At 70.0% G+C, this 23,992-nt stretch carries 22 protein-coding genes; 13 read left to right on the top strand and 9 right to left on the bottom strand.

What is annotated here, in order from left to right; translation table 11 throughout:
- Positions 1-11 precede the first annotated feature (11 nt).
- Positions 12-2,531 (bottom strand): alpha-amylase family glycosyl hydrolase, encoded by a 2,520-nt coding sequence (locus ABH940_RS07130; RefSeq protein ID WP_370069205.1) that lies wholly within the window; start codon positions 2,529-2,531, stop codon positions 12-14.
- A gap of 397 nt (positions 2,532-2,928) precedes the next feature.
- Between ABH940_RS07130 and adh the strand changes: the two genes are divergently transcribed.
- Both adh and ABH940_RS07120 read left to right on the top strand, forming a co-directional pair.
- Positions 2,929-4,446 carry an aldehyde dehydrogenase gene (adh, locus tag ABH940_RS07125; protein ID WP_370104879.1) on the top strand — a complete coding sequence of 506 codons (1,518 nt, stop codon included), beginning with the start codon at positions 2,929-2,931 and terminating at the stop codon, positions 4,444-4,446.
- On the top strand, positions 4,446-4,859 hold the full coding sequence (locus ABH940_RS07120; protein ID WP_370069207.1) for a DUF779 domain-containing protein: 414 nt from the start codon (positions 4,446-4,448) through the stop codon (positions 4,857-4,859). Before adh ends, ABH940_RS07120 begins: the two co-directional genes overlap by 1 nt.
- Positions 4,860-4,893: 34 nt before the next feature.
- Here the strand turns inward: ABH940_RS07120 and ABH940_RS07115 are convergent, their stop codons facing one another.
- Positions 4,894-5,406, bottom strand: coding sequence for a DUF6069 family protein (locus ABH940_RS07115; protein WP_370069209.1), 513 nt, complete (start codon positions 5,404-5,406; stop codon positions 4,894-4,896).
- 377 nt (positions 5,407-5,783) lie between these two features.
- Between ABH940_RS07115 and ABH940_RS07110 the strand changes: the two genes are divergently transcribed.
- A complete protein-coding gene (locus tag ABH940_RS07110; RefSeq protein WP_370104779.1) occupies positions 5,784-6,395 on the top strand; it encodes a hypothetical protein in 612 nt (203 codons plus the stop codon).
- A 95-nt stretch (positions 6,396-6,490) separates the two neighbouring features.
- Here the strand turns inward: ABH940_RS07110 and ABH940_RS07105 are convergent, their stop codons facing one another.
- Positions 6,491-6,679 carry a hypothetical protein gene (locus ABH940_RS07105; protein WP_370069213.1) on the bottom strand — a complete coding sequence of 63 codons (189 nt, stop codon included), beginning with the start codon at positions 6,677-6,679 and terminating at the stop codon, positions 6,491-6,493.
- A gap of 125 nt (positions 6,680-6,804) precedes the next feature.
- Here ABH940_RS07105 and ABH940_RS07100 point away from each other — a divergent pair, with 125 nt between their 5' ends.
- Positions 6,805-7,035 (top strand): DUF2277 domain-containing protein, encoded by a 231-nt coding sequence (locus tag ABH940_RS07100; protein ID WP_370069215.1) that lies wholly within the window; start codon positions 6,805-6,807, stop codon positions 7,033-7,035.
- 57 nt (positions 7,036-7,092) lie between these two features.
- Here ABH940_RS07100 and ABH940_RS07095 read toward each other — a convergent pair whose 3' ends face one another.
- Both ABH940_RS07095 and ABH940_RS07090 read right to left on the bottom strand, forming a co-directional pair.
- Positions 7,093-7,641: a MarR family winged helix-turn-helix transcriptional regulator gene (locus ABH940_RS07095; RefSeq protein WP_370069217.1), complete on the bottom strand. Its 549-nt coding sequence runs from the start codon at positions 7,639-7,641 to the stop codon at positions 7,093-7,095.
- Entirely contained in the window at positions 7,625-8,908 is a 1,284-nt protein-coding gene (locus ABH940_RS07090) for an FUSC family protein (protein WP_370069219.1), read from the bottom strand. The genes ABH940_RS07095 and ABH940_RS07090 overlap by 17 nt, the downstream gene beginning before the upstream one ends.
- A 145-nt stretch (positions 8,909-9,053) precedes the next feature.
- On the opposite strand from ABH940_RS07090, the gene ABH940_RS07085 reads away from it, so the two are divergent.
- From ABH940_RS07085 to ABH940_RS07065, 5 genes are all read left to right on the top strand, one after another.
- Positions 9,054-9,365, top strand: coding sequence for a hypothetical protein (locus ABH940_RS07085; protein ID WP_370069221.1), 312 nt, complete (start codon positions 9,054-9,056; stop codon positions 9,363-9,365).
- A 225-nt stretch (positions 9,366-9,590) separates the two neighbouring features.
- Complete coding sequence (locus ABH940_RS07080; RefSeq protein ID WP_370104777.1) at positions 9,591-10,841, top strand: styrene monooxygenase/indole monooxygenase family protein; 1,251 nt, start codon at positions 9,591-9,593, stop codon at positions 10,839-10,841.
- A 179-nt stretch (positions 10,842-11,020) separates the two neighbouring features.
- Positions 11,021-11,257 (top strand): hypothetical protein, encoded by a 237-nt coding sequence (locus ABH940_RS07075; protein WP_370104775.1) that lies wholly within the window; start codon positions 11,021-11,023, stop codon positions 11,255-11,257.
- Between the two features lie 273 nt (positions 11,258-11,530).
- Positions 11,531-12,376, top strand: a complete 846-nt coding sequence (locus tag ABH940_RS07070; RefSeq protein WP_370104773.1) for an isocitrate lyase/phosphoenolpyruvate mutase family protein — start codon at positions 11,531-11,533, stop codon at positions 12,374-12,376.
- Positions 12,377-12,601: 225 nt separating this feature from the next.
- Positions 12,602-12,718: a GMC oxidoreductase gene (locus tag ABH940_RS07065; RefSeq protein ID WP_370069229.1), complete on the top strand. Its 117-nt coding sequence runs from the start codon at positions 12,602-12,604 to the stop codon at positions 12,716-12,718.
- Between the two features lie 185 nt (positions 12,719-12,903).
- Here ABH940_RS07065 and ABH940_RS07060 read toward each other — a convergent pair whose 3' ends face one another.
- Entirely contained in the window at positions 12,904-15,033 is a 2,130-nt protein-coding gene (locus ABH940_RS07060; RefSeq protein WP_370104771.1) for an alpha-galactosidase, read from the bottom strand.
- Positions 15,034-15,424: 391 nt separating this feature from the next.
- Here ABH940_RS07060 and ABH940_RS07055 point away from each other — a divergent pair, with 391 nt between their 5' ends.
- From ABH940_RS07055 to ABH940_RS07045, 3 genes are all read left to right on the top strand, one after another.
- The gene (locus ABH940_RS07055; RefSeq protein WP_370104769.1) at positions 15,425-16,738 is read left to right on the top strand and encodes an ABC transporter substrate-binding protein; all 1,314 of its coding nucleotides are present in this window, start codon (positions 15,425-15,427) and stop codon (positions 16,736-16,738) included.
- Between the two features lie 81 nt (positions 16,739-16,819).
- Complete coding sequence (locus ABH940_RS07050; RefSeq protein ID WP_370104767.1) at positions 16,820-17,728, top strand: carbohydrate ABC transporter permease; 909 nt, start codon at positions 16,820-16,822, stop codon at positions 17,726-17,728.
- Entirely contained in the window at positions 17,725-18,648 is a 924-nt protein-coding gene (locus ABH940_RS07045; RefSeq protein ID WP_370069237.1) for a carbohydrate ABC transporter permease, read from the top strand. Before ABH940_RS07050 ends, ABH940_RS07045 begins: the two co-directional genes overlap by 4 nt.
- A gap of 97 nt (positions 18,649-18,745) precedes the next feature.
- Here the strand turns inward: ABH940_RS07045 and ABH940_RS07040 are convergent, their stop codons facing one another.
- Complete coding sequence (locus tag ABH940_RS07040) at positions 18,746-19,657, bottom strand: alpha/beta hydrolase family protein (protein ID WP_370104765.1); 912 nt, start codon at positions 19,655-19,657, stop codon at positions 18,746-18,748.
- Positions 19,658-19,759: 102 nt separating this feature from the next.
- On the opposite strand from ABH940_RS07040, the gene ABH940_RS07035 reads away from it, so the two are divergent.
- Positions 19,760-20,329, top strand: a complete 570-nt coding sequence (locus ABH940_RS07035; protein WP_370104763.1) for a TetR/AcrR family transcriptional regulator — start codon at positions 19,760-19,762, stop codon at positions 20,327-20,329.
- A gap of 31 nt (positions 20,330-20,360) precedes the next feature.
- Here the strand turns inward: ABH940_RS07035 and ABH940_RS07030 are convergent, their stop codons facing one another.
- Together ABH940_RS07030 and ABH940_RS07025 are read right to left on the bottom strand one after the other, a co-directional pair.
- Positions 20,361-21,149, bottom strand: coding sequence for a thioesterase II family protein (locus tag ABH940_RS07030; RefSeq protein WP_370104761.1), 789 nt, complete (start codon positions 21,147-21,149; stop codon positions 20,361-20,363).
- A 332-nt stretch (positions 21,150-21,481) separates the two neighbouring features.
- Entirely contained in the window at positions 21,482-23,776 is a 2,295-nt protein-coding gene (locus tag ABH940_RS07025) for an ATP-binding domain-containing protein (protein WP_370104758.1), read from the bottom strand.
- Between the last annotated feature and the right edge of the window lie 216 nt (positions 23,777-23,992).

The following is a 23,992-nucleotide window of genomic DNA, read 5'->3' as shown; positions in this document are numbered from 1 at the left end:
CGGGCAGTGCCTCAGCTCGCCGTGAAGACGGTCACCGCCTGCGGGTCGCACGAGGTGTCGGTCGCGGAGGTGGCCCCTTGGGAGTTGAGCACCTTGGTCCACGTCCCGGCGGGCAGCGTGACGTTGTAGGCGCTGGTGGTGGGGTTGACCACCACCACGGTGTCGTAGGTCGTCGGCGCGGCCGGGTTGTCGCTGGTCTCGGCGACCACGACGGAGCCGTTGACCTGCGTCGTCATCTGGTTCTTGACGGCCGACCAGGTCGTCAGCCGCAGCGAGGCGGTGGCCTTCCGCAGCGCGATCGCGGCCTGGTAGTAGCTGTCGATCGAGGCGTTGGTGACCAGGTCGCCCCAGTGGATCGCGTTGACCGGGTCCGGGGCGTTGTAGGAGTTCATCGCCGTCGTGTAGTCGCCGTTCACCACCTTGGAGCGCAGGAACTCGTCGCCCTCGGCGATCACCGGAACGCCTTGCGAGGTGAGGATCGTGCCGACGGCCAGTCTGTCGATCGCCCCGGCCGCTCCTGACGCTCCGCCGGTCGCCCCGGAGTAGGTGATCTTGTCGTAGAGGTTGAGATTGTCGTGGATCGAGACGTAGTTCATCGTCTGCTCGGGATTGAGCGCGAACGCCGGGGTCCACAGGTTGGAGGAGACGGGCGTGGTGCTGTCGGCGTCGGTCGGTGAGCCGGTCATCCCGAACGCGATGGCGGACGGATTGCCGTTGTCACCCATGTACGCCATCACGTTGTCGTCCGTGCCGCCCCGGATCGCGTCGCGGTAGACGCCGTTGAAGGCCCCGAAGTGCACCGGCGCGAGAGCGGGCATGTTGCCGTAGCGCACCTTCTGCGGCTCGTTCGGGTCGCTGGCCCCGCCGTTCCACGGCTCGCCGTAGAACATCAGGTCGCGGTCGGGGTAGGTGGTCTCCAGGTAGTTCGTCCAGTTGTAGACGTTGTTGTAGTAGTGGACGCCCGCCAGGTCGAACCGGAAGCCGTCGACGTTGTAGTCGCGGACCCAGTGTTCGAGCGAGTCCTGGATCATCTGACTGACCATCGGGTTGCCGTCGTCGATCGAGTTGCCGGTGCCGGACAGGTCGGTCGACGTGTAGTACTTGCCGGTGATGTTGCCGAAGACGTTCTTGCTGTAGGTGTGGTTGTAGACCACGTCCATGATCACGCGGATGCCGTTCTTGTGGAACGCGTTGACCATGTCCTTGAACTCGCGGATCCGGTCCTCCGGCGCGGTGAACTGCGAGTACTGCTCCTCGGGAACGTTGTAGTCGACCGGGTCGTAGCCCCAGTTGGGCACCGTGCTGCCGAAGTCGAAGGCAGGCATGATCTGGACCGCGGTGACGCCCAGCTGCTTGAGGTGGTCGATCCCGGTGCTGACGCCGTCGTAGGTCGTCCCGTTCTCGACCAGGCCGAGGAACTTGCCGCGCTTGGCCGGGTCGACGCCCGAACTCGGGTCGACGGTGTAGTCGTGGACGCTCAACTCGTAGACGACCGCGTCCGTCCGGTTGACCAGCGCGGGTCGCGGATCCCAGCCCCCGTCCGTCGGCGTCACCGCGGCGGTGTCCACCACGACGCCCTCGGTGGTGTTCGGCACCACCATCTGCGCGTACGGGTCGGGCACGGCAACGCCGTTGACGTAGAACTGGTAGTCCTGGTCGAGCAGGTTCCCGGTGACCACGGTCTGGTAGACGGAGGAGTAGCCCGCGAGTGTGGTCGGGGTGAGGGTGTAGCTGCTGCCGCTGACGCTGAGGGTGACATTGGAGCTGTCCGGCGACCAGATGCGGAAGGTCGTCGCGGTCGACGTGTACAGCGCACCGAGGGTGTCGAGCGGCGCGGTGCTGCCCGAGTTGCTCACCACGGTCAGCAGGTGGGTGGCCTCGTTGTAGGAGAAGGTCGTGGTGTCCCCGTCGGCCGGCACGGTGAAGGGGATGTTCGCACCGTTGGCGGCGCCGCCCGCACCGTAGTTGGTGGTCCAGGACTGTCCGAGGGTCACCTTGGTGTTCCAGGTCCCGGCCGGGATCGCGGTGGTGGACCAGGTGGAGACCCCGGTGCCGTTCGGATCCGTCATCGTGGTGCCCGCACAGGTGGCGTCCCAGGTCGCGCTGCAGCCTGCTGCGGTCTGCCAGTCGCCGGTGGCGGTGACGACCGGCATGGCCGAGTTGTCGGTGACGACGTGCGTGTCCGGGTCGTAGACGAACGCGACCGCCTCCCCGCCGGCGGGGACGGTGATCTCGATGTTCGCGCCCCCGGGCGCCCCGCCCGCGCCGTAGTTGACGGTCCACGCGTCGTCGATGGCGACCTTGTACGAGTAGCTCCCCGCGGGCAGGTCCAGCGACGCCTTCCACCGGCCGTCCGCGGCGAGCGTCATCTGCGCCTGCGCGCAGGCGGGTTGCCAGGTGGCGGAGCAGCCGATCGCCGTGTCGAACGTCCCCCCCAGACTCACCTCCGCGGGTGCGTCGGCATGCGCGGGCGCAGACCGGGTCACGGCCCCGCCGCCGAGCAACGCGAGTGCGGCGGCGAGCGCCGCCATCCGGCGGAGGGCTGTCGTGGTCCTTCGGGGGCGGGTCCTTCGGCAGCTGGTCTTTCGATGGGTCAGGCGCATCGGCGGGGAAGCCTCCTGGTCAGGCCGAGGCACCGCGCATCCCGGGCACGGTGCGTCGGACCATGACAATCCCGCCCTGCGGTGGCGGCGTCAAGGCTTCTGAAAGCATTTTCTGCAACTTGCGGACCAGGCTTCCAGCCGCCTTGGCAGCCACCGTCGGCCCAGGCCCACGCGTTCACCGCGGCAGTTCCCCGGAGTTGACGCGCCGGACGCGTGGGACGCGGCGCCAACCTTTTGCCAACCTCCGTCGGCGAGAGTGTGCGGCGACTCACCGGATTCACCGGATTCACCGGATTCACCGGACGTGCTCGACGAGGAGGACGCGATGGTCTACGCCCAGCCCGGGACCGAGGGCAGCATCGTCAGTTTCAGGCCCCGGTACGACAACTTCATCGGCGGTGACTGGGTCGCTCCGGCGGAGGGCCGCTACTTCGACAACCCGACACCGGTGACCGGTGAGACGTTCTGTCAGGTCGCCCGCTCCACCGCGCCGGACATCGAGCGGGCGCTGGACGCCGCCCACGCCGCGGCGGAGGCGTGGGGGCGGACGTCCCCGACGGAGCGTGCCAACACGCTGAACCGGATCGCGGACCGGATCGAGCAGCACCTGGAGCGCCTCGCCGTCGTGGAGACATGGGAGAACGGCAAGCCGGTACGCGAGACGCTGGCCGCCGACCTGCCGCTCGCGGTGGACCACTTCCGCTACTTCGCGGGCGCGATCCGGGCGCAGGAAGGCAGCATCTCCCAGATCGACGAGGACACCGTCGCATACCACCTGCACGAGCCGCTGGGCGTGGTCGGGCAGATCATCCCGTGGAACTTCCCGATCCTGATGGCGACATGGAAGCTCGCCCCCGCGCTCGCGGCCGGTAACTGTGTGGTCATCAAGCCGGCCGAGCAGACCCCGGTCAGCATCCTGGTGGTGATGGAGTTGATCGCCGACCTGCTGCCGCCCGGTGTCGTCAACATCGTCAACGGCTACGGCGTCGAGGCAGGCAAGCCGCTGGCGTCCAGCCCGCGCGTGGCCAAGGTCGCCTTCACCGGTGAGACCACGACCGGGCGTCTGATCATGCAGTACGCGTCGGAGAACATCATCCCGGTGACGCTGGAGCTGGGCGGCAAGAGCCCGAACATCTTCCTGCCGGACGTGATGGCCCACGACGACGACTTCCTCGACAAGGCCGTCGAGGGCTTCGTGATGTTCGCGCTCAACCAGGGCGAGGTCTGCACCTGCCCCTCGCGGGCGCTGGTCCACTCCTCGATCTACGACGAGTTCATGGCACGCTGCCTCCGCCGCACCGAGGCGATCGTGGGCGGCGACCCGCTGGACCCGGCGACGATGATCGGCGCCCAGGCCAGCAACGACCAGTACGAGAAGATCCTTTCCTACCTGGACATCGGTGTGCAGGAGGGTGCGCAGGTGCTGACCGGCGGTGGTCCGCGCAAGGTCCCGGGACTGGAGGGCGGCTACTACATCGAGCCGACGGTCTTCAAGGGCCGCAACGACATGCGGATCTTCCAGGAGGAGATCTTCGGTCCGGTCGTCTCGGTCACCACCTTCGACACCGAGGACGAGGCGCTGCGGATCGCCAACGACACCCTCTACGGCCTCGGCGCGGGCGTCTGGTCCCGCGACGGAAACACCGCCTTCCGCTTCGGCCGGGCCATCAAGGCGGGCCGTGTCTGGACCAACTGCTACCACGCCTACCCGGCGCACGCCGCGTTCGGCGGGTACAAGAAGTCGGGCATCGGGCGCGAGAACCACAAGATGATGCTGGACCACTACCAGCAGACCAAGAACCTGCTGGTCAGCTACTCCGACAAGAAGCTCGGCTTCTTCTGATGGCCCCCGGCCCGCGTACCGCGCGGGTGGAGCTGACCGCGCCGGCCGCCGTGCTCCTGCGGCGGCTGGCGCGGCAGCACGGCCCGCTGATGTTCCACCAGTCCGGCGGCTGCTGCGACGGCAGTTCGCCGATGTGCTACCCGCGCGGGGAGTTCCGCGTGGGCGGCCAGGACGTGCTGCTCGGGCAGGTCGACGGCGACACCCCGTTCTGGATGAGCGCCGATCAGTTCCTGTACTGGCAGCACACGCATCTGACGGTCGACGTCGTGCCCGGCCGAGGCAGCGGTTTTTCGGTCGAGGCCCCGGAGGGAGTCCGCTTCCTGATCCGCTCCCGGCTGCTCACCGAGGCCGAACTCGCCCGCCTCGAAGCCGAACCACGGCTGCCTACCGGAGCCGACCCGCCCGAGTCATGACCGCAGACCCGCCGCCGGACCGGTCACAGACCGGTCACCATTCGCGCGCGTCGTAGCGCTGCGGCTGGGGACGGCCCTGGGGCTGGGCGTACGGGCGTCGTCGCGCGGTTTCCTGGGCTCCGCGGGCCGCGCTGATCAGCAGCAGGGTGACCACGACTCCGAGGACGAGGTTGAGTGTGACCGTCGCGATGACCTCCGTGCTCGTGCCGACGACCTTCAACGGCATGATGACGGCGACGACGGTCAGCAGGGCCATGATCCAGCCGAAGAAGACCGTGGCGCTCGGCGTCGTCGAGAGCAGAAAGTGCAGCAGGCCGGTCGCGACCAGGGCGACGACACCCGCGGCCACCGCGTAGCTGGTGGTGCTGGCGTCGCCCCACAGGCCCTCGCCCTGAGGAGCGAGGATGGCGAGGTGAAGCATTCCACGCGCGATCAGAATGCCGACCTCGGTGAGCAGCCCCGCCACCACGGCCGTCGCGATGCCGCCGCCCCACAGGCGTCCGGCATCGATCCGCGGTCCGTCGTCCTCGGGATAGGGATGGGTCACTTGGGGGCTCTCCTCCGTCGGTATGGGCGGCGCGGCCAGCCACGCTAACAGCGGGGATTGCAGGCGAAGCGTGCCCTTTGGGGAGGTTTCGCAACGATCGCGGCCACCGGGGTGCGGATGCCCGCTGCCTACCAGCTTCGGCCCGCCCACATCTGACGTGCAATCAGCAGTGCGGCCGCGAACACCGGGAGCCGGGTCGCCAGCCCCACGGCGATCTCGCCGCCGGGGCCGCTGCTGTGGCTCTCCCGCCGACCGGTGGATTCGGCAGGGGGTTGTCCCCACCAAGTCCCCACCGAGGTTTCGCCATTTCCTTCGTTTGAGTGGAAGGGGCCGGGCTCGCTGGCCCGCTGCCTCCATGGGCCGCTAGCGTCACGGCCGTGATCGCGGACCTGACACCTGCCGACATGGTAGCCGATCCGGTCAGCTGCTTGGCCATCTTCGAGGACAGGGTGCGGATCGAGCAGCTCCGGCTGGAACAACTGGACAGCATCGTCCGGGAACTGACGCGCATTGTGGGCGCGCAGGACCGGCTGCAAGCCCTGCTCGACGGCCGCGAGCCGGCCGAGGACGAGCCGCATGCCGCGTTGCTGGCCCGGCCACGCGTCCCCGCGCCGGGGCGCGGGTCGATGCGTGGGCCGGCACGATCGGCACGGTCGGCGTCGAACGGGGGCGGGGTCAACGGCTCGGCCACCGGCGGGTCGATCACCGGCCGGTCGATCACCGGTGGAGCGGGTGGCAGCGTGGCGGACGGCGCGTCGCGCGAGCGGCCGGGGCGGCATCTGGACCGCGCGATGGAGGTGCTGGCGGGCGAGCCGCAGCGGCGCTGGAGCGCGCCGGAGATCGCGGCGCTGATCGGGGCGGACGCGGACTGGCTGCGCTTCGTGCTCCACAGCGCGGCCAACCGCGGCCTGGTCAAGCGGCACGCGCAGACCCGTCCCGCCGGGTCGACCCGAGGCCGCCCGGTGGCCATCCGCTTCAGCGCGGCGTAGCGCGAGGTACAGGGCCTAGGGGCGCGCAGCCGCGACCGGGGTGCGGCGAGCGACTGGACCGGTCGGCCGCCGCACCCGGTGTGCCGCGGGCACCGTCAGGGCAGCAGGCGCTCGACCGCCGCCGCCCCCTCCTTCTCGAGGGCCTTGCGCGCCTTCTCGATCAGCTCCGGCGTGGGCTCCCGACCGCTGGCGCGGACCATGTCCTCGGGGTCGACGGGGTGCTCGGCCCCGGTGTGGAGCAGCCGGTCCGGGGTCGGTCGCGACTCATCCTCGGATTGGGACATCTGTACCTCCTGGCCGGTGCGTACGCGTCGTCCTACTCCCTGCACTGTAGGCCGCCGACGCCCCACCCGCACGCCACCGTTTCCGGCCTTCTCGGACTGTCACAGGCACGTCCTACGCTGGATGCATGTGCCGATCGATCAAGACCCTCCGCGCCCCGGTCACCCCTGATCCACAGGAGGCCGACATCCACGCCGCCGCGCTGCAGTACGTGCGCAAGATCTCCGGCTTCCGCGCCCCGGCCGCGCACAACCGGGAGGTCTTCGACGAGGCCGTCGAGGCCGTTGCCACGGCCACCCGCGACCTCCTCGACACCCTGGTGGTCCGCGGAGCGCCCCGTGCCGCCGCCGACGCTTAGGGCCTGTCTCATGGCTCAGGGGGCCTGTCTTATGGCTCAGGGCCGGCCGTAACGGTCTCAGCCCAGGGTACGCGCGAGGCGGCCTTCCAGCAGGAGCAGCAGGTCGGCCAGTCCGTCCGCCAGCCCGGCACGTTCGGTGGCCGGGAGGCCGGAGAACAGCGAGCGCTCGAAGGCGAGTTGGGCGGGCAGAATGCGGTCGGTCAGCTTCTGACCGGCCTCCGTCAGCGTCAGGCGGGCGACGCGGCGGTCACGGCCGTCCGACCGGCGCTCGACCAGGCCGCGCTCCTCAAGGCGGCGCAGCCGCTTGGTGACCGCCGCGCCCGACGCGAAGGTCTCGCGGACCAGCTCGCCCGGGGTCAGTGATCGGCCCGAGCGGCGCAGCGTCCCGAGCAGATCGAACTCGGCGCGGGTCAGCTCCTCGTGACGCAGCTGGTCGTCGGAGGCCTGTTGCAGCAGCGCGGCGCAGCGGTTGATCCGGCCGACCAAGCCCATCGGCTCCACGTCCAGGTCGGGGTGGACGGCCCGCCACTGCCGCATGACGCCGGTGACGATGTCCTCGCCACGGGTCTCCCCGTGTGCGTCCGTCCCGTCAGGCAGCTCGGACATCGGCGGACTCCCGTTCTCCCAGCAGGGCGAGCACCCGGTGTCCTTCGCGTTCCACGCGCTGTACCTCCTCGATCGCGATCGGTCGCTGCCACCACTCTCCCGCATGACCGTCCGCGGATTCACGCAGCTCGTGCAGGGAGTCGGCGAGCCGGACCCGGCTGACCTGCGGTACGGCGGCGACCGCCGCCTCGGTGCGCCGCAGCGCCCGCGCCAGCCGGTCGCTGGCACGGCGGTTGGTGACCAGCACCGCGCTGAGGATGCCGAACGCCGCGCCGAGCACGGTGTCCAGCCAACGGTCGCCGACCAGCGCGCTCACGGGTTCGGCGGATCCGGTGCCGGCCAGGTCGCCGATCGAGACCAGCAGCAGTGCCATCGGCGTCACGAAGACCTGCGCCACCCAGTAGTTGCGGGTGATCGTCGCCTCCGCGCCGATCTGGCACCCGCCGATCAGCAGCAGTGCGACCAGCGCGCCGTAACCCGAGGCCCGGCTGAGCGGCACGGTCGCGGTGAAGAGCACCAGGCCGAGCAGGCTGCCGACGGTCCGCTGCAGCGCGCGCTGCCAGGAGACGCTGGTGTTGGCGCGGTGGACGGCCGCCGCCGTCACCACGGCCCAGTACGGGTGCCCGACCCCGGCCGCGAGCGAGGCCCACCCGGCCAACGCGCAGCTCACGCCGACCCTGACCGCCAGCGGCAGCAGGCTGCCCAGGCCCTGCGGCGCACGCGGGACGCCCAGCGTCAGCGCCGGACCGTGCGGCTTGACCAGTGCCGGAGCCAGGCAGACCGCCCAGGCGACCGCGCCGCCGACGAGGACCAGCCCGAGATGCGCCGGGATCTCGCCGAGTCGCTGCGGTACGAAGAACGCCGACGCCCCGACGAAGGTGAAGATCACGTTGCCGGGTGGCCCGAGCCGCGTCGCGTCGCAGAGCAGCTTGTGGAGGCAGGCGAGCAGCGCGGCGAGCGCGATCAGCACGACGGTCGACCGCACTGTCGCGGCGGCGGTCAGCGCGACGCCCACCGTCGCGGCCATCCCCAGCACCACCCAGGCCAGCGCGCGTGCCCGCTCCCGGTACGGGAGGGCGTGCGTGAACAGTGCGCACATCGTTCCGGCGGAGGTGTAGAGCACCAGGTCGAGCCGCCCGAGGACGAGCAGCAGCAGGTTCGGCAGCAGCGTCGCGACCGCGACGCTCAGGGCAGGACGGTGCCACGGCCCGACGGCGGGACGCAGGCGGAGAGTTCCGCGCAGGGGGAGGGAAGGGAAGCCGACCATGCCATGAATATTAGCAGGTGTTTTACTCGTGAAAGATATTCCGCGTGGCTCCCTGGCGGCGCGACTCCCTAAACTGGTCGAACTACCCCATAAGCCCCCCGCGTGTCGTGTGCGGCCGGGGCGCGGACCAGGAGGGAGCGCCGTCATGGCGGCTCACCAGTCCAAGAAGCTGCGTCGCGACGCGGAGGACCTGCTGCGACGCAAGGGAATGATGGCCATGCCGGGCATGCCTGGTATGTCGGGAGCCATGGAGCCGGGGGCCATGGAATGGATGCCCGCTGCCGGGTCGGGCATGCCCCGCACAGCCGGAGCCGGGCCGATGGCCACCCCGTTCGCCCACCACGCCGGCGGTGCGAGGCGCAGTCGCGGGCAGTCCCCGCTGGCCGCCGCGCACGACCTGGTCCCTGGCCACCGGCACCGCGGCGCGGAACAGCACTCGGCGCTCAGCGGGAGGTGACCCCGGGCCGCCCGGCCGCCCGGCCTACGGTGACAGGTCGCGGAGTCGGCCGGAGAGGTTCCGCTCGAACAGCCACCGGATAAGGTGACGACGAATCTCAGACACCCTGCACCAGCAGGGTGTCTGACTTTTGCTCAGCCGCCGTACCCGTACTCGTACCCGTACGCATCCGCATGCCGCTGTATCCGAGACCGTCCCACCACACCCGCGATCAGGAGCCTCTCCGTGGCGAACATACTCGTCGTCGGCGCCGGCCAGGCCGGACTGCAACTCGCCCTCGGCCTCCAGGCCGACGGCCACGACGTCACCGTGACCACCGACCGGACCGCCGAACGGGTCCGCGAGGGGCGGGTGTTGTCGACGCAGTGCATGTTCGGCGGCGCACTCGCCCACGAGGCCGCGCTCGGCCTGGACCTCTGGGCTGACGAGGCCCCCACCGTCGAGGGGCTCGGCGTCTCCGTCAGCGGCCCCGAGGCGGCCCGGGTGATCGACTGGGTCGGCCGCCTCGACGCTCCCGGCCGCTCGGTGGACCAGCGGATCAAGATGCCGCGCTGGCTGGAGCTGTTCGCGGAGCGTGGCGGCAAGGTCGTCGTGGAGACGGTCACCGCGGCCTCCCTCGACTCCGTCGCCCCCGCTTACGACCTGGTCCTGCTCGCCACGGGCAAGGGCGACCTGTCGGCCCTGCTCGAGCGGGACCCCGCGCGCTCGCCCTACACCGCCCCGCAGCGCTCGCTCGCCCTCGCCTACGTGCACGGCCTCGGGCCGCGCCCGGAGCACGACTTCGCCGCCGTGCGCTGCAACCTGGTTCCCGGTGTCGGCGAGCTCTTCGTCATCCCGGCGCTGACCCACTCCGGCGCGTGCGACATCCTCTTCTGGGAGGGCGTCCCCGGCGGTCCGGTCGACGTCTTCCAGCAGGACGCCAGTGCGCCACTTGCCCCGCAGCAGCAGCTCGACACGATCCTCGACCTGATGCGCACCTACGTCCCGTGGGAGTACGAGCGCACCCGTGGCGGCGTGGAACTGACCGACGAGCGCGCCACCCTGGCCGGTCGCCTCACCCCGACCGTGCGCCGCGCGGTCGGGGAACTGCCCAGCGGCACACTGGTGTTGGGCGTCTCCGACGCCGTCGTCACCAACGACCCGATCACCGGTCAGGGCTCCAACACCGCCTCCAAGTGCGCCGCGAGCTACCTCGCGTCGATCCGCGCCCACGGCGACCGCCCCTTCGACCGCGAGTTCCTGCAGGGCGCCTTCGACGCCTTCTGGACGCAGACCGGTGAGCCGGTCACGGCGTGGACCAACGCGATGCTGGCCCCGCCGCCGGAGCACGTGCTGCAGCTGATCGGCGCGGCCGGTCAACTCCCCGCCGTCGCGCACCGGTTCGCCAACGGCTTCGACAGCCCCGAGGACTTCCCGTCCTGGTTCTTCACCCCGGAGGCAGCGGGCGCCTACCTCGCCTCCGTGTCCGGGAGTTGAGTGCGCTCCGCGCCGATTCACCCTGGCTTCAACGGTCCTGACCTGCAAAGGTGACGCTCCGCATCCGTTCGGGATGCGGAGCGCGGTGGCCCCTGTAATCGTGGTGAGCGCGCGCCGCTTCATTGTCCGGTCCCATGTGCACCGGGCACGGCGCCTCACCCCATTCGGGAGTACACACCATGTCGAAGGTCAAGAACCAGCCCCGCAAGCAGAAGTCCGGCCAGCAGAAGCCGGCCGCCATGGCCCACGGCGAGCACGCGCCGCAGGCGGTGCCGGACCGGCACCAGCACGGCAAGGCCGCGATGATGGACGACAAGGCCCACTCCGGTGAGCCGATGATGACGTCGTCGCCGATGCCGGAGGGTGGGATGCGCATGCCGTCCCACAAGAAGGAGAAGCGCTTCGGCCACAACTGAGCCGACGCTGATCAACTCCGCTCGGAGTCCTGGCGCATAGCGCATAGCGCGCATGGAACAGCGCAGGGACGCCCAAGCGCATTGACGCAGTGCGTCACGGTGCGGTCCGACCCGCCGTGACCTGCGGGGCCATGAACGTCCCGCGCCCGTGCCGCCCACCGGTGGCCGTCGGGCGCGGGACGTTCGCACGCGGGTGGTGCGGCGGCGAATCGGACCCCGACGGAATGATCGTGTGGCCCGCTCCGGGCCCGCGTTCTGTGATCTGATGGCCGCATGGCGACGACAACTGACACCGGCACGGCAGTTCTGGTCGAGAAGGCCCGGGCGTTCCGCGCCCTGCACGTCCCCGGCAGGCCGCTGATCCTGCCGAACGCCTGGGATGCAGCGTCCGCGGCGCTGGTGGTCGAGGCGGGAGCCAAGGCGGTGGCCACCACCAGTGCGGGAGTGGCCTGGAGCCTCGGCTTCGGCGACGGCGGCCACCTGGACCGCGCGACGGGGCTCGCCGCGATCGCCCGGATCGCCGGAGCCGTCGACATCCCGGTCACCGCCGACATCGAGCGCGGCTACACCGACCATGCCGACGACCCCGAGGGTGTCGCCGAGACCATCCGCGGCGTGCTCGCGGCCGGCGTGGTCGGCGTCAACCTGGAGGACGCGCTCGGGCCCGTCGCCGAGGGCGCGGCCCGGATCGCCGCCGCCCGGGACGCGGCGGACGCCGCCGGGGTGCCGCTCTACGTCAACGCCCGGATCGACGTGTTCCGGATGCAGGACCCCGACCCCGAGGACTGGTTCCGCGAGGTCGTCACCCGCGCCACCGCCTACACGGAGGCGGGCGCGGACGGCGTCTTCCTCCTGGGCGCGCTGAGCGCCGAGAGCATCACCGCCGTCGTGGAGGCGGTGAAGGTCCCGCTCAACGTCAGCGTGGCCCCGGGTACCCTCCCGATCCCCGCCCTCGCTGCCGCCGGCGCAGCCCGGGTCAGCGCGGGCGCGGCCATCGCCGAGTCCGCCTACGCCCACACCGCTCGCCTCGCCCAGGCCCTGCTGACCACCGGCAGCTACCCGGAGCAGGTGGAGACGAGCCTGAACCACCCCCAGCTGAACAGCCTGCTGCTGGGCTGATCGCGCTGGTCTCCCGGACGTCGGCGGACCGAAGCTGCACCAGGCGGAGGTTCGCCGCCGGACGCCGTCGCTTGACTTGAACCTTCAAGTCAAGCGTGTCATGGTTGAAGCGTGCAGTGAAGCTACCCGGCACGGGAGCATCGCCATGGCTGCCAGGCAACTTCCCGTCAGCGGCGGGCTCTCGTGGATCCAGAAGACTCACACGCAGGGAGTGCCGTCAAGGGGGTGAGCGGGCTGCGCGTGGTGGACGCCTCGATCATCCCGGAGGTGCCCTCCACCGTCACCAACGTCACCACCATCATGCTGGCCGAGCACGTCCACCAGCGCGTCTACGCCCACTGACCAGGGGGATCGCCATGACGTTCGCGACCTCGCCGTCTCCACCCGCGGGCGAATCGAGACCAGTCCCGAGCTCACCGCCCCGGAGTGCGCAGCCGTCCTCGGCGGCACGGCGACCACCCTGATCCCCAGGCTGGCCGCCGTGCGCCTGCAGGCGCGGTGACTGTTCCGACAGCGAGTGGGCGGGTTCAGTTGGGCGCGGTCAGGGTCCAGGTCTGGTTCGCGCCGCCGTCGGACGGCCACTGGAGCACGGGTGCGCCCAGGTTCAGGGAGCTGTTGCTGAGGTCGACGAGCTGGCCGTCGTAAGAGCTCTTGAGCTGGACCAGGTTGGGCCCGGCGTCGACGAGGGTCCAGCGGGAGTTGCTGTTGCCGTCGTCGTGGTACTGGATGAGCTGGGTGCCCTGGGTGGTGGTGGGCCCGGGGATGTTGAGGAGCAGGCCGCTGTGGTCGTTGACGACGGTGTAACTGCCGTCGGACTGCTGCCGGAAGGCCCACAGCTGGTCCGTCTGGCTGTTGTCCGACCACTGCAGGACCGTGGCGTTGTCGGAGGTCGAGTCGCTGTTCACGTCCATCCTGCCGCCGGTGGCACCGTTGACGAGGCGGTACTGGGCTCCGGCCACCAGGACGGGCACGAGCTTCCACTGCTGGGTGGCGGCGCCGGAGGCGGGGTTCTGGACGACCGCGCTGCCGTTCGTGTCGAGGACCTGGCCGTCGAGGGCGGAGGCGATGGTGTAGGTGCCGTTGCCGGTCGGGGTGAAGGTCCAGTGCGAGTCCGAGCTGTGGTCGTCGTGGCGCTGCACCAGCTGGGTGCCGCTGGTGCCGGTGCCGCCCGGGATGTCGACCAGGTCGCCGCTGTTGACGTCGGCGATCCGGTAGAGCTGGTTGCCGGCTCCCGCCAGCTGCCACTGCTGGTCGGTTCCGCCATCCGCCGTCTGCTGCACCAGGGTTGCGCCGTCGGCGGTGGAGGCGCCGGAGACGTCCAGGTACCGGCCACTGGAGGCGTTGACGATGTTGTAGTGCATCGCGGCGAACGCGTCACCGGAAGCAGGCGTGATCTTCAGCAGCATCGAGGCGTGGGTGTTCAGGCTCGCGGAGAAGGATCCGGTGGAGTTGCCCAGATCGGTGTTGTTCCAGACGTCCTGGACGTCGGCGGTTCCGTTGAACCCGAGGTCGGCGAAGTGGGCCGTGACGCTCGCGGTGCTGCCGCCGAGGTTGAACAGGGCCACGGTGTAGCTGCCGTCGGGGTTGGCCGCGTACCAGACCTGTTGCTGGGTGGTCCGGTCCACGGGGCGGGCCGGGTTGCCGGCCTGGTCGACGGCGATGACCCGGTCGTTGGTCAGCATGGCGAGGTCGGTCGGGTCGAGGGCGGTGAGGTCGGTGCCGAGGAGCAGCGGTGCTCCTTCGACGGCCCACAGGGTCATCTGGGTGCGGCGTTCGTCGACGGTGAGGCCGTCGTTGCTGCCGTTGCCGACCTCGAGCGAGTCGAGGTCGTTCCAGCCGCCGGGCCCGGCGTCCTGGGTCCACCGGGCGACGTCGTTGATGCGGCCGGCGACGTTGTTCCAGTCGGTGAGCGGGTAGGAGGAGCCGCCCGCTCCGCAGTAGCACTCGATGTCGCCGTCGATGCGCCAGCCGTTGGCGTACTGCTTCCAGGTGGCCGCGTTGTTGACGTCCAGGTTGTTGGAGAGCTCCAGGTGGATGGGGCGGCCCGTCTGGTTGAGCGCCTGGGACCAGTGCTGGATGTCCGCGACGTCCCAGTCGCCGACGCCGTCGATCTTCAGGTAGTCGACGCCGTAGGAGGCTAACTGGTCGGCCCAGGAGTTCAGGTACGCCTGGGCGGCGGCGGGGTTCTTGTTGTAGTCGATGTAGTACATCGAACCGTTGCCGTAGTTGTAGTTGGTCTCATAGCTGCTGGTGTTCGAGACGATGTCCTGGGCGTGGTAACTCGTGCCCTGGATCGGAGTGTTCTGCTGGTAGGCGGCCACGGGTATGCCCGGGGTGAGGTACATGCCGAACTTCTCGCCCAGGCCGTGCACGTAGCTCGCCACCGACGCCATGCCGTCGGGGAACTTGCTGGCGTCGGTCACCCAGCGGCCGTAACTGTCCACGGTTGTCGCCGGGTTGAGGTACCAGAAGTCGTCCACGTTGACGTAGCTGTAGCCGTGCGACACCAGGCCGCTGGTGGACATGCCCTTGGCCTCGGCCTCGATGTTCGCCTCGGTGGGACTTCGTCGGACGAAGCTCCAACTGCTCCATCCCATCGGCGGCGTGGCGGCCACGCCGTTCGCCTCGGCCTGGGCAGCCGGCGCCGTACCTGACACGACCGGAAGGACGGTCGGCAGGGCGAGCGCAAGGAGGCAAGCGCCAAGCGTCCGTGCGAGGTTGCGGCGCCGTTGGCGCGGGTGGCTCCGAGGATCTGCCGGTGCTGTTCGGGTGGTGCGGCTCGACCAGGTCACGGTGGATTGACCTCCGGCTCGGACTTGAGACACAAATGAACAGGACTAAACGAAACCTAACGCGAGGTGCATTTCAGCGACATCGGCTCGCACAGTCAAGGCTCCCTGCGGCGGATTCTCGTCCCCGGACCGCCGAGCCTTCGGCAACCGGCAAGGACGGGAGGTCTTGTGAATCTCCTTGACGCGGAGTCGGGAGACTGGTTGCATCTCGACCCGATGTTCGGGCTTGTTGGAAATTGATTCCCTGGGAGTGGTTGTGGCGCGTTCTTCTGCGGAACTCGACGGTCTGTCTCGACGCTCGCTGCTTCGCTTCGCAGCCCTGGGAGCCGGCGCCGCAGGTCTGGCCCCGTTCCTGGCGGCGTGTGCGAGTGGCGGCACCACGACCGCCACCGACGCCAAGACCGTCACCTTCGGCTCGAACGCCGCGGTCCCGGAGCCGAAGGGCGCCTACCAGTCACTGTTCGCCCAGGCGAAGAAGGACATCGGGTTGAGCGTCGATGTCAACTGGGTGGACCACAACACGTTCCAGCAGAACATCTCGACGTACCTGCAGGGCAACCCGCAGGACGTGTTCAACTGGTTCGCTGGTGAGCGGATGCAGTTCTTCGCCGGGCAGGGCCTGCTGCACGAGGTCGACGACGTGTGGGCGACCATCGGCGCCAACTACACCGACGCCATGAAGGCGCAGAGCAAGGGCAGCGACGGCCACTACTACTTCGTGCCCTTCGACTACTACCCGTGGGCCGTCTACTACAGCAAGAGCCTGTGGCAGGCCAAGGGCTACACCGAGCCGACCACCTGGGACGAGTTCATCGCGCTGGCGAAGAAGATGAAGAGCGACAGCCTGATCCCGATCGCCTTCACGGACAAGGACGGCTGGCCCGCCATGGGCACGTTCGACTACCTGAACATGCGCATGAACGGGTTCGACTTCCACATCAACCTGATGCGCAAGGGCGACCAGTGGAACACGCCGCAGGTCAAGGCCGTGTTCGACCAGTGGGCGCAGCTGCTGCCGTACTACTCCCCGGGCGCGCTCGGTCTGACCTGGCAGGAGGGAGCCCAGCAACTCCTGGGCCAGCAGGCGGGGATGATGGTGCTCGGTCTCGACCAGATCGGCACGATCTTCACCGGTGCCAAGGCGGCCGACCTCGGCTTCTTCGCCTTCCCCGAGATCGACCCGCAACACGGTCAGGACAGCGTGGAGGCCCCGATCGACGGTTTCATGATGAGCGCCTCTCCGAAGAACCACACCGGCGCCGTCAAGCTGCTCCAGTACCTGGGAACCGCCAAGTCGCAGCAGTTCTGGCTCGGCAGCAACCCCGCCGACATCGCCACCGCCAACGGCGTGGACACGGCGAAGTACACCCAGGCGCAGACCGCCTCGGTGGCGCTGATTCAGAAGGCCGCCAACATCTCGCAGTTCATGGACCGGGACACCCGGCCCGACTTCGCCGACCCGGTGATGATCCCGGCGATCCAGCAGTTCCTCAACAACCCGGGCGACGTGGGCTCGATCATCTCCTCCATCGACAAGCAGGCCAAGTCGATCTGGGCGAGCAACGGCTGACGGGACGACGACCCGCACCATGGCGGCCCCTGCGCCCGGGCCGCCATCTCTCGTCCGACCCGGCACCGAAACGAGACGCTCATGACCACTCGCCAACGCGGCCGGCGCCTGTCCGCGCGCGACCGCACCACCCTGACGCTGATGGCGGGCGTACCCACGATCCTGACCGTGGCGCTGGTCTGGCTGCCCGCCCTGGCCTCCGTCGTGCTCTCCTTCGCCAGCTGGCCCGGCATCGGCGGGGTGCAGAACATCCACTGGGTGGGGCTGCAGAACTACCGGGACATCTTCTCGATCTACCCGCCCTTCCACCCGGCGTTGGAGCACAACCTGCTCTGGCTCGTGGTCTTCTTCTGCGTGCCGGCGCCACTCGGCCTCTTCCTCGCCGTGCAGTTGGACAAGCAGATCCGGTTCTCCCGGCTCTACCAGAGCGTGTTGTTCATGCCGGTCGTCCTGTCGCTGGCACTGGTCGGCTTCATGACCGAGCTGATCTTCTCGCCGACACAGGGCCTCATCAACAGCCTCACCGGCCACACCCAGGGCTCCTCGGTCATCGACTGGCTCGGCAACCCGAACCTCAACATCTGGGCCGTACTGGTCATGGCCTGCTGGCGGCAGACCGGCTACGTCATGATCATGTATCTGGCCGGGCTCAAGTCCGTGGACCCCTCGCTCAAGGAGGCCGCCTCCCTGGACGGGGCGAGCGGGTGGCAGACCTTCCGGCACGTCGTGTGGCCGGCGCTGCGACCGATCAACGTGGTGGTGCTGGTCATCACCGTGATCGAGTCGCTGCGCGCGTTCGACATCGTCTACGTGATCAACCGCGGCACCGACGGGCTGGAACTGCTCTCGGTCCTGGTCACCGACAACATCATCGGTGAGGCGAGCCGCATCGGCTTCGGCTCCGCGCTGGCGACGATCCTCCTGGTGATCTCGATGGCCTTCATCGTCCCGTACCTGGTGACCGTGTTCCGAAAGGACTCCCGGACGTGACCACGAGCCTGCTCTCCTCACCCCGCCGCGCTGCGTCCGAGCGGGACGGCGCCAAGCCCGTCCGCCGGACGCGCGCCGCACGGATCGCCCTGCACGTGTTTCTCGCGGGCACCTGCCTGGTGTGGATCGCCCCGCTGCTCTATGCCTTCTACACCGCCCTGCGCCCCTATGCGGACACGCAGCGGCTCGGCTACGTCTCCGTCGGCGGCCACTACGGGTTCGGCAACTTCACCGCGGCCTGGACGCAGGCACAGCTGCCGCAGTACTTCCTGAACTCGCTGATCATCACCGTGCCGGCCCTGGTGCTGACGCTCTGGCTGGCAAGCATGGTGGCCTTCGTGGTCTCCCGCTACAGCTTCCGCATCAACGTCGCCCTGCTGATGCTCTTCACCGCCGGCAACCTGCTTCCGCAGCAGGCCCTGATCACCCCGCTCTACAAGCTCTACCAGCTGGTCCCGCTGCCCACCTGGCTGGCGAGCTCAGGGAAGCTCGACGACTCGTTCGTCGGACTGATCCTGGTCCACGTCGCCTTCCAGACCGGCTTCTGCGCCTTCGTCATGTCGAACTACATGCGCACCCTGCCCGCCGAATTGGGCGAGGCCGCCATCATCGACGGCGCGTCGAGCTGGCGCTACTACTGGCAGATCATCATGCCGCTCTGCAGGCCCGTGCTCGGCGCGCTCGCGACGCTGGAGTTCACCTGGATCTACAACGACTTCTTCTGGGCCACCGTCCTGATGCAGACCGGAGCGAACCGGCCGATCACCGCGGCACTCAACAACCTCAGCGGGGAGTTCTTCGTCAACAACAACCTCATCTCCGCGGCGGCCCTGATGGTGGCGGTGCCCACGCTGGTGGTGTTCTTCGCGCTGCAGAAGCAGTTCGTCTCCGGGCTCACCCTCGGCTCGGCCAAGGGCTGACGCGTCCTCTCCCGCATGCCGATCACCAGGGCTGCCGGCCGCAGTCGGGTCAACGCCGCCCGCCCTCGGCTCGGCCGACGGCGCCGTCCGGCCGGGTTCACTTGCTGGAGATGCTCCAGGCACCGTCGCCGGTCGCAGCAGCGTCGTTGAGGGCGGTCCACGCGGCGTCGCCGAGCTTGAAGGCGTCGAGGAGGTAGGCGGAGATCGCGTCGGCGACGAGGGCGACGCGGGCGGGGTCCTCGTCGGTGGTCTCGGCGGCCATCTCGCCGGCGACGCCGCCCAGGGTGTGCTCGCCCTCGGCGATGGTGAGCAGGCTCTTCGGGGACGGGCTGAGGTGGTAGGCGTCGGTGAACCACTCCGGCCCCCGGGTGGAGAGCTGCGACTGGTCCTTGCCACCCGCGATGACCAGAGCCGGGGTGGCCATGGTGGAGTAGTTCGGCCTCATGAACGGAAGGTGCTCGGCGGCGAACGGGGTGAGCGTGTCGCCCGTTCCGGTCACGGCGATCAGCGCGCCGGCCGAGACCGCAGCGTGGGAGAAGTCCTCTCCGGGAACGCCGTCGGCGTCGAGCACGCGCACGCCGAGGATCGCGCCGGCGGTCTGGGCGCCCCAGGAGTGGCCGACGACCGCGATGCGCTCACGGTCGACGCGGGTGTCCAGGCCGCCGGCCTGGAGCAGGATGTCGCCGAGGCCGTCGAGGACCGCGTGGAGGTCGGCGATCCGGACGCGCCAGATGGTGGCAAAGCGCGGGTCGTCCCACCCGATGCCGTTGCGCCGGGAGTCCAGGTGGGTGGGCTGCACCACGATGAATCCGGCTGCGGCCCACCGGTCGACAAGGGGCTCGTATCCGTCCAGGGACCAGGCGTTGCCGTGGGAGAACACGATGACGGGCAGGTTCTGGCCCGACAGCGGAGCGGTGACCTTCACCAGCAGGTCGACGCTGCGGCCGGGCGCGGGAACGGTGATGGGCTTGACCGAGACGATCCGCTGGTCGAGGTGGCGGGAAGACATGGGGGACCTGCGCTTTCTCCACGGTATCGCTCTGCCATACTTTGGCGGAGCGCCGTTCCGCCAATCTAGCGGAACATTGTTCCGCGAGCAACGGGAGGATCCATGTCCGAACCGGTCGGAGTACGCCAGGCACAGGCACAGCGCACCCGAAGCGGCGTGCTGGCGGCCGCAGCGGCCGTCTTCGTGGACCAGGGCGTCCAGGCCCCCATCCGAGACATCGCCGAACGCGCCGGCGTCGGCGTCGGCACGATCTACCGGAACTTCCCGACCCGGGCGGACCTCGTCACCGCCGTCTACCGGCATCAGATCGACACCTGCACCGCGCTCGCGTCCCAGCTCCTGAAGGAGTCGGCCTCCCCGTTCACCGCCCTGGCCCGCTGGGCGGACGCGTTCGTGGAGTTCCTGGTGACCAAGCACGGCCTGGGTGCCGCTCTGGGGTCCGATGATCCAGGGCTGGAGAACCTCCACGCCCTCATGCTCGACACCCTGGTCCCGGCCTGCGCAACGCTGCTCGACGCCTGCGTCGCCGCCGACGAACTCAGCCCCGGCGTCACCGCCTACACGCTCATGCGTGCCATCGGAAACCTCTGCATCACCGGTCCCGACTACGACCAGGCCGACGCCAAGCAGATGGTCGCCACCCTCCTCGCCGGATGCCGTCGCAGGGCATAGCGACAGAACCCGGCTCGGGCCTGGCCGGGTGCTACCCGCCGAGCCCGAGATCTGCGCGGACCGTGGCGTGCACGGCGTCGGCGGAGGGGGAGGTGAGGAAGAAGTGCCCGCCGGGGAAGGCCCGTTGGACCGACGGTCCGCTCGTCACCGTGGACCAGTGGGCGAGGTCCTCGGCCGTGTACTCGTCGTCCTCGCCGCCCAGGATCGAGACCGGGCAGGTGAGGACGCGCGCCGCGCCGAAGGCCGCCGCGGTCGGGGAGGACTCGAAGGTGTCGCAGAGCGCGTAGTCGGCGCGCAGCGGCGGCAGGATCAGCTCCAGCAACTCCCGGTCGGCCAGCACCTCTTCGGGGGTGCCGCCCATCGCGCGCAGGTCGTCGACGAGCTCCGCGTCGGTCCACGTGTGCCGCCCCCTGCGGCGACGCGGCACGCCCGGGCCCGCCGACCCGCTGACGAAGAGTCGGACCGGCTCGGGGTCACCGTGGCGCCGCGCCGCGACCGCCAGTCCGTACGCCAGGAGCGCGCCCATGCTGTGTCCGAACAGCGCGTAGGGGGTGGCGTCGGTCAGCACCGGACGCAGCGCCGCGTGCAGGGCGGCGACCGCCTGCTGGTAGTCCGGCACGGGCGTCTCGGCGAACCGGCTTTCCCGCCCCGGCAGGTGGACCGCCGCGACCTCGACGTCCTGCGGCAGCACGGCGTCCCAGCTGCGGAAGAACATCGGCCCCGCCCCGGCCGGGTGCAGACACACCAGCCGCAGCCTGGCGTCCGGCCGCGGGGTGGTGACGTGCAGCCAGGGAGTGGCGGTGCTGGGAGTCGTCGTCATGCGGGGACCTCGGGGTGATGGTCGGCTGCATCGGTAGGGAGCTGTCGTCAGTCGGCGGGCCGAGGCCGAGGCCCCGGCCCGCCGTGGGGCAGCGTAACGTGACTGGCTACGGGTCGCCGGTCAAGCCGTCACTGGTCACCGGTTCCCGGCCACCAGGTGGGTGCCCTCCGCGTCCTCGAACGGGTCTTGCCGCGCCCGGACTCGCCACGATCATGATCGGTGGTCGCGAACTCCGGGTCACCGCACTGTTTCCCGCTCATGAATACCTTGCACACGTGACGACCCTTCACATGCGGCGTCCGCGCCCGCGCCGCGTCCGCGCCCGCGCCGCGTCAGACCGTCGCCTCCGCCAGGGCCGGTGCGAGGGCGTGCGGAAGCTGCTCGGCATGAACGACGGCGAGTCGCTGCGTGGCGCGGGTCAGAGCCACGTACAGCTCGTTCGCCCCGAAGCCGCCCGGCTCGACCACGACCACCGCGTCGAACTCCAGCCCCTTGGCCTGCCCCGGAGTCAGCAGCACCACCGGCTGCGTCAGGTCCGGTGTCACCTCCAGCGACCCGGTCGCCGCCGACGCCGTGGGCAACTCCGTGAGCAGCGCGGCATGGTGCTCGGGCGCGGCGATCACCGCGAGGCGGCGCTCGGCGCCGGTCAGCGCCCGCTGCTCGGCCGCGACCACCCGCGCCACGGCTGCGGGCAACGCCGCCGCGTCCGCGACATGCTCCGCGCGCGGCGGCACACCCGTGGACCGGACCGAGCGTGGCGGCGTGTACCCCGGGTCCGTCGCCTGCGGGATCCGCGCGGCCACGTCCATGATCTCCGCCGGGGTGCGGTAGTTGACGTCCAGCACGACCCGCTGCCACCGGTCCCCGACGTGCGGCGTCAGCGCCGCGTCCCAACTGCCGCACCCACCCGGCTCGGAGGTCTGCGCCGGGTCGCCGACCAGGGTCATCGACCGGGTGGGGCAGCGCCGCATCAGCAACCGCCACAGCATCGGCGACAGTTCCTGCGCCTCGTCGACGATGATGTGCCCGAACGCCCAGGTCCGGTCCGCCGCCGCGCGCTCCGCCGCGCTGCGGTGGTCCCGCTCCTCCTGCCGGTCGGCCAGCCGCTCCGCGTCGATCAGGTCGTGCGCGGCCAGCACCTCGGAGTCATCCTCGTCCTTGTCCTCGAACTCCTGCGTCCGCGAGCCGTAGGAGAGGTCGAGCACGCCCTGCGCGTATGCGATCTCCTCCTGTCGCCGCGCCTCCTCGGCGGCACGCCGCGCCGAGTCGTCGTCGCCCAGCAGCTCCGCCGCCTCGTCCAGCAGCGCGACGTCGGCCGGCGTCCAGTCGGGCTCCTGCGGCGGGATGGAAGCGGTCGGGTCCGGCCGCCGGATCGCCGCGGCTTCTCGCTGCGGGAGGTGGGTGGGATCGCTGAGGTAGTCCGCGACCAGCTGTTCCGGCGTCAGCAGCGGCCACAGCTCGTCGATCGCGGCATGCAAGGCGGAGCTGGTGGCGACGGCCTTGCCGAGCTGCGCCTGGTCGTCGGGCCCGAGCAGGTTCGGCCCGCCGTAGGGGTCCGTGCCGATCCGCTCGACGATCTGTGCGGTGAGCTGGTCGATCACGGAGAAGGCGAAGTGCGGCCGGGCCAGGTTGTGCGGCAGCTGCGCTGCCCGGGCACGCTCGCGCGCGACGGCGGCGATCTCGCGGTCCAGGAGCAGCACGCCGTCCTCGTGCTCGATCACCAACGCGGCCGACTCGGGCAGCCGTTGCAGGTCCCGCAGGTGCGCGGCGAGGGCGTCGGCCATCCCCGCACCGCCCTTGACGGCCGCGGCCGGCGGCGTGTCCGTCCCCGTCGCGACCACGCCCGGGTAGAGCTCGGCCGGTGTCGCCAGCAGGACTCCGGTCTCGCCGAGCGACGGAAGGACCTGCCCGATGTAGCTGAGGAAGGCGGCGTTCGGCCCGACGATCAGCACGGCCCGGCGGGCGAGCAACTCGCGCTGTGCGTAGAGGAGATACGCCGCGCGGTGCAGCGCCACAGCCGTCTTGCCGGTGCCCGGACCACCCTCGACGACCATGACACCCTGGTGCGGCGCGCGGATGATCCTGTCCTGGTCGGACTGGATGGTCTGCACGATGTCGTGCATCCGCCCGGTACGGGCCGCGTCCAGCGCGGACAGCAGCACCGCGTCGGCATCGGAGCCCTCGTACCCCGTGCGTTCGGTGTCCTCCAGGTCGAGGATCTCGTCGTGCAGCGCGGTCACCTGGTTGCGGTGCGTCGTGATGTGCCGCCTGCGGCGCAGCCCCATCGGCGTGTGCCCGGTGGCGAGGTAGAAGGGCCTCGCCATGTCGGCCCGCCAGTCGACGACCAGCGGTGTCCGCTCGGCGTCGTCCGCGCGGATCCCGATCCGCCCGATGTGGTGGTCACCCCCGTCCCGGAACACCAGCCGGCCGAAGCACAACCCCTCCTCGCCGGACGCGAGCGCCGCCAACAGCCCCGACTGCTCGGCCACCATCACATCCCGCTCCAGCCGCGACTGCGCGGAGATCACGTCCTGCCGAAGCGCGGCGCTGACGGCCTGCCCGGCCGCCGTCTCGAGCGCGACGACGCGCGCCCGGAGCAGGTCGAGGAAATCCTGCTCTCGGCCCATTTCTTCGTTCGGCGCGTTTGACAATTCTGCTCCCGCTCGGATATAGTGAAGCTGTAATGATCCGTGGGCATTGCTTTGCGAGTACGCTTGGCGATTGCGACACGGATTTTCTAATATACGAGCCTTTTGCCGGGATGCCAAGCATCCCGGTTTTTGTTTGTGCGGCTGCGCCGGGTGTTGGGCGGTAGGGAGTGCCTTAAGTCGGGTCTGAGCTGG

This window comes from Streptacidiphilus sp. BW17 (assembly GCF_041262485.1).
Classification (GTDB): Bacteria; Actinomycetota; Actinomycetes; order Streptomycetales; family Streptomycetaceae; genus Streptacidiphilus.
This window is presented reverse-complemented; position numbering and strand designations above follow the sequence as displayed.

Coding starts and splice junctions, on each gene's coding strand:
- ABH940_RS07130 (WP_370069205.1), bottom strand. CDS start 2,531: ATGGCGGCGCTCGCCGCCGCACTCGCGTTGCTCGGCGGCGGGGCCGTG.
- adh (WP_370104879.1), top strand. CDS start 2,929: ATGGTCTACGCCCAGCCCGGGACCGAGGGCAGCATCGTCAGTTTCAGG.
- ABH940_RS07120 (WP_370069207.1), top strand. CDS start 4,446: ATGGCCCCCGGCCCGCGTACCGCGCGGGTGGAGCTGACCGCGCCGGCC.
- ABH940_RS07105 (WP_370069213.1), bottom strand. CDS start 6,679: ATGTCCCAATCCGAGGATGAGTCGCGACCGACCCCGGACCGGCTGCTC.
- ABH940_RS07100 (WP_370069215.1), top strand. CDS start 6,805: ATGTGCCGATCGATCAAGACCCTCCGCGCCCCGGTCACCCCTGATCCA.
- ABH940_RS07095 (WP_370069217.1), bottom strand. CDS start 7,641: ATGTCCGAGCTGCCTGACGGGACGGACGCACACGGGGAGACCCGTGGC.
- ABH940_RS07090 (WP_370069219.1), bottom strand. CDS start 8,908: ATGGTCGGCTTCCCTTCCCTCCCCCTGCGCGGAACTCTCCGCCTGCGT.
- ABH940_RS07085 (WP_370069221.1), top strand. CDS start 9,054: ATGGCGGCTCACCAGTCCAAGAAGCTGCGTCGCGACGCGGAGGACCTG.
- ABH940_RS07075 (WP_370104775.1), top strand. CDS start 11,021: ATGTCGAAGGTCAAGAACCAGCCCCGCAAGCAGAAGTCCGGCCAGCAG.
- ABH940_RS07070 (WP_370104773.1), top strand. CDS start 11,531: ATGGCGACGACAACTGACACCGGCACGGCAGTTCTGGTCGAGAAGGCC.
- ABH940_RS07050 (WP_370104767.1), top strand. CDS start 16,820: ATGACCACTCGCCAACGCGGCCGGCGCCTGTCCGCGCGCGACCGCACC.
- ABH940_RS07040 (WP_370104765.1), bottom strand. CDS start 19,657: ATGTCTTCCCGCCACCTCGACCAGCGGATCGTCTCGGTCAAGCCCATC.
- ABH940_RS07035 (WP_370104763.1), top strand. CDS start 19,760: ATGTCCGAACCGGTCGGAGTACGCCAGGCACAGGCACAGCGCACCCGA.
- ABH940_RS07030 (WP_370104761.1), bottom strand. CDS start 21,149: ATGACGACGACTCCCAGCACCGCCACTCCCTGGCTGCACGTCACCACC.
- ABH940_RS07025 (WP_370104758.1), bottom strand. CDS start 23,776: ATGGGCCGAGAGCAGGATTTCCTCGACCTGCTCCGGGCGCGCGTCGTC.